This window comes from Gemmatimonadota bacterium (assembly GCA_016209965.1).
In the GTDB taxonomy this organism is placed as follows: domain Bacteria; phylum Gemmatimonadota; class Gemmatimonadetes; order Longimicrobiales; family RSA9; genus JACQVE01.
Genome location: JACQVE010000163.1, coordinates 1 through 4,285, shown reverse-complemented (window position 1 = coordinate 4,285; position 4,285 = coordinate 1). Strand labels below are relative to the sequence as shown.

Sequence of the window (4,285 nt, the reverse complement as noted above, 5' to 3'; positions counted from 1 at the left end):
GCCGTGCCACTCGCCCCGACCGCCGCACTTCCCCGGCTCCGGCCCGAGGGGTGCCGAGTGCGTTATCCCGAACCCCTCGGCGGAGTCTACCCGAGCCCCTCCACGGAGTACCCTGCCCTTACCTTCCTATTCCCCAGCAGGCCGAGCGGTGCTCGCTGCCACGGCCAGCGGCACATCCCCCAGCCCGCTGCGCTGCGGGTTCTGCCGTCCGTTCGTGTCCCCCCTCACCTTCGTGGTCACGTAGTTCGCGACTTCCGCAAACGTGACAATGCCATTCGCATCGCCATCCGCCGCGCCGCGCAGTCCCTGCAGCAGGTGATGGGTGAACACGCCGTGCCCACCGCCCCAGCGTACGTCCTCGAAGCTCAGCTCGTTCAGGTCCGCAGCGGTCAGGGTCAGCCGCCGCGAGGGCGTGAATAGCTCCGTGAACGAGCCGCCCACTGGGTTCTGCAACCCCTCCTGCGCGCCCCCCGAATGGCAGGCATCGGCAATGACAATCACGCGCTCCGATTTGATCTGCCGCCGCAGCGCCGTCTTGATGTCCCACATGGGGAACCCCGTGGCCGCCAGCGCCTGCGGGTCCGCATCAGCAGGCAGCAGGTACAGGTTGTCCGGGCGGTTCGGGTCGGGGGCGCCATGGCCGGCAAAGTAGACGACCACGAGATCGTCCCAATCCGCTTTCTGCAGGAACAGGAAGAGCGCCTCCCGCATGGCCTGCGCCGTGGCCGCGCCATCCTTCAGGAAGAGGATGTGGTCAGCGGGGAACGGGCCGGCGGCTTCCGAACGCAGGAAGTCGTACATCGCCTGGGCGTCCGCGCCTGAAAACGCCAGGTCGGGTATGGCCGGCGAGCGATAGTCCCCGATCCCGATCACCACCGCCCAGCGCTGGTCCACGCGCGGCGCCGTGATGGCCTCGACCCGGGCGCCGCCCGCCGCCTTCGCCACAACCCGCACCGTGTCGCGGTTTGCGGGCAACGTGGTACGCGCCACGAATCTCTTTACCGGACCGGTCAGCCCCAACTGGCTCGCCTGCCTGGCATCCAGCGGCTCCAGCTTTGCCTTCACTCCCTCCACCTCGACCTCCGTGGCAGCGCCCATGACCACGCCCTCGAGGTCCACTTCGTTCGTGAACGCGCCCCGCTCGCGTCGGATCACGCCGATCCCCCGCGATGCCGGCGGCGCGCCCGCGGCCGGTGCCACCTGCGTGTTCAGGATAGCCAGCCTCAGGGCATCGGGGGCAGCCTTGCTCTGCTCCACTGCCTGAGCGGTGGATCCGGGGTCTGCCGGAAAGTAGCCGGCCGCCGACCAGGGCTCTGCGGTCCACCCGTTCACGATCTGCCCCAGGAACGCCGTCGCGCGCAGCACCTGCGTCGCCGCCTGACGCACCGCGCCCGTCCGTGCCGCCTCCTCCGTCGCCTCCAGCTTGCGACCCTGACCCCGCCCCGTGGCCATGACCTTGCCATTGTCCAGCCGCAGCGCCCGAACCTCGACTTCCGCCGTGGCCGTCATCGCCGAGCGGTCCACCGGGTCCGGTCGCGCGCCCCAGTCGGAGCGCCCCAGGATCAGCACCTGCGCGCCGAAATCCCGGCCCAGCGCCACGGCCGCGCCTTCGTCTCCCCCCAATGCCTGCCGCACCAGCTCCCGCTGAGCGGCCGCGTGCGCCAGCGCCGGGTCCACCAGCGGGAAGCCGGCCTGGCGGAGAAAGGCCACAAAATCCCGCGTCGCGACCTGGCCTTCACCCTTTTCCGCAATGAACACCAGCGTGCGCGGCAGGTCCGAGCTGAACACGATCTTCTGCGCCGCCGCCGGTCGGGGTGCGGCAACGCCCAGAGCGCCGACCAGCGCCAGGCCCAGGGGCCCGCACACCCAGATCTGCCGCGCTGCCGTCCACGGCCGCCAGGCGCCCTCACGAGTCCTGGCCGTCATGATGCGCCTCCCTTCGCCTTGGTCAGCCGCTCCAGCGCCGCCTTCGCTTCCCGATGCCCCGGAAACGCCGCCAGCGCCTTCCGGTACATCTCGATCGCCCGCTCCGGCTGACCTTTGTCTTCGAAGTCCAGCCCCTGCGAATAGAAGATGATCGCCTGGAACGGCACCTCGACCGCCGGCTCGCGCGCGGGCACCTTCAGCTTGAGATCGCGGGAAAACTGGTCCGCAATCTTGACTACCATGTCCAGAAAATCTTCCTGCTTGCCCGTCACCTTTTGCGCCCGTAGGATCTCGCTCGTCTCCACGTTGAGCACGCGGATGTCCAGCCGGGCGTCCTTGGCCAGGCCCAGCGTAGCCGCGCCCGTGATCAGGTATTGGGCGCCCAGCAGCTTGCCGATCTCCAGCGCCGTGGCGTCATCCACCCGGCCGGAAAGCGCGAGCTTCTGCTCCTGCAACACGCTCTGAAGCTGCTGCCGCTCGATCACTCGAACGCCCGGCCGGCCGGCCAGTTCCGTGATGATCATGCCGGCCAGCCCCTTGCCCACCGCCGATGCCTCCTGCAGCGTCAGCGAGGAGCCGGTGAAGTCCAGCACGGCCACGGTCGCCCCACCAGAAGCCGGTTCCTGGGCCAGCAGGCTGGTGGAAAACGCCAGGAGCACGAGCGGAACCAGAAATGTTCGCGTCCGCAAGGCTACCTCCTGTGAAGAGTGGCACTTCGCGGGCTCCGGGGAGAGCCGGGCAGGCTTGCTCGAAGCGGGACCATTCGCGCCAGGGGCGCCGGCAGGCCCGTCGGGCCCGCCACTCGTGACCCCAATATAGGCGCAGCCATACCGCCACGCGAGAGGACTGCGGCGTCCGCCCGGCCGCTGCCTCGAGGCACCGCCGTCTGGCGCGCTATATAGTGAACGCGCCAGCCCGGTCGGAGTTGACACGTTCCCGCCCCCCGGCTACGCTAAACCGCGCAGGTTCGGCCGGCCGGGACACGCCGCGCCCCCGAAAAGCCTGCGCCGCCGCTACCGTATCCACGCCAGGAACTGTCATGGCCGATCAGCCGTTGCACGTTACGATCGAGTACTGCGGGGTCTGAAACTACTACCCGCGCGCCTCCAGGCTGGAGGCCCAGATCCGCGAGGAGTTCCCCGGCGCCCGGGTCGAGATCCTCGAGTCGAGCGGCGGCGTGTTCGAGGTCACCCGCAGCGGTATGTTGATCTACTCCAAGAAGCATACGGGCAGGCACCCCACCTGGGAAGAAATCCGCGACCAGCTTCCATGAACACCTTGGGGCCCGCACCAGCCTCCGCAGCCGATCCAGAGCCTCGCCCTGGTCCCGGCCCTCCGATCCGCTGCATCGCCCTTAACACCGGCGGCGGGGACGCACCCGGCCTGAATGCAGTCATCCGCGCCGCCGTCCTCTCCGCGCTCTATCATGGCTGGGAAGTCTTCGGCATTCGCAAAGGCTACGAGGGTCTGCTGGATGACCAACTGGTGAGGCTGGACCGCGAAGCGGTGCGCGGGATCACTCACCTGGGCGGCACCATCCTGGGCACCACCAACCGCGCCGACCCCTTCGCCTGGCCGGTCCAGCAGCCCGACGGCAGCGTCACGACCGTGGACCGCTCCAATGAAGTGGTGGACAGCTTTCGCCGCCACGGGCTGGATGCGCTGATCGCCATCGGCGGCGATGGCTCGTTGCATATCGCCCATCGCCTCGCCCAGAAGGGACTCCCCGTAGTCGGCGTCCCCAAGACCATAGACAACGACCTGGCCGCGACCCAGGTTTCCTTCGGATTCCACACTGCCGTGCAGACCGCGAGCGACGCGCTGGACAAGCTCCACTCGACGGCCGAGAGCCACGAGCGCGTCATGGTGGTCGAGGTCATGGGCCGCCACACGGGCTGGATCGCGCTCCATGCCGGCGTCAGTGCGACAGCCGACGTCATCCTGATCCCCGAGATCCCCTACGACCTGGAAAAGGTCTGCCAGAAGATCCGCGAGAGGGACCAGACGGGCCGGCGCTTCTCTATTGTTGTTGTTGCGGAAGGCGCCATGCCGCAGGGGGGCGAGGCAGTCTTCGCGGAGCCGGCCGCGCCCGGCCGCGCTGCGCGCTACGGCGGCATCGCCGAGCGCCTGGCCCGCGAGATCGCCGAGCAAACCGGCAAGGAGACCCGCTCCCTCGTGCTCGGCCATCTCCAGCGCGGCGGCTCGCCCACCGCTTACGACCGCCTCATTGCCCTGCGCTTCGGCGCCGCCGCCGTGCGCTGCGTCGCCGAACGTCGCTTCGGCACCATGGTCGCCCTCGACCCGCCCGAGGTCCACGCCGTGCCACTCGCCGATGCAGTCGACCGCATCAAGCGTGTGC

Annotated in this window: 4 protein-coding genes; 2 read left to right on the top strand and 2 right to left on the bottom strand. The window is 69.2% G+C overall.

Annotation, left to right across the window (positions count from 1 at the left end; genetic code table 11):
- Positions 1-126: 126 nt before the first annotated feature.
- Together HY703_06570 and HY703_06565 are read right to left on the bottom strand one after the other, a co-directional pair.
- Entirely contained in the window at positions 127-1,926 is a 1,800-nt protein-coding gene (locus HY703_06570) for a caspase family protein (protein MBI4544838.1), read from the bottom strand.
- Positions 1,923-2,615 carry a hypothetical protein gene (locus HY703_06565; protein ID MBI4544837.1) on the bottom strand — a complete coding sequence of 231 codons (693 nt, stop codon included), beginning with the start codon at positions 2,613-2,615 and terminating at the stop codon, positions 1,923-1,925. Before HY703_06565 ends, HY703_06570 begins: the two co-directional genes overlap by 4 nt.
- A 422-nt stretch (positions 2,616-3,037) precedes the next feature.
- Between HY703_06565 and HY703_06560 the strand changes: the two genes are divergently transcribed.
- Together HY703_06560 and HY703_06555 are read left to right on the top strand one after the other, a co-directional pair.
- Entirely contained in the window at positions 3,038-3,199 is a 162-nt protein-coding gene (locus tag HY703_06560) for a SelT/SelW/SelH family protein (GenBank protein ID MBI4544836.1), read from the top strand.
- Positions 3,196-4,285: ATP-dependent 6-phosphofructokinase (locus HY703_06555; protein MBI4544835.1), on the top strand; the 1,090-nt coding region annotated here is incomplete at its 3' end. The genes HY703_06560 and HY703_06555, both read left to right, overlap by 4 nt.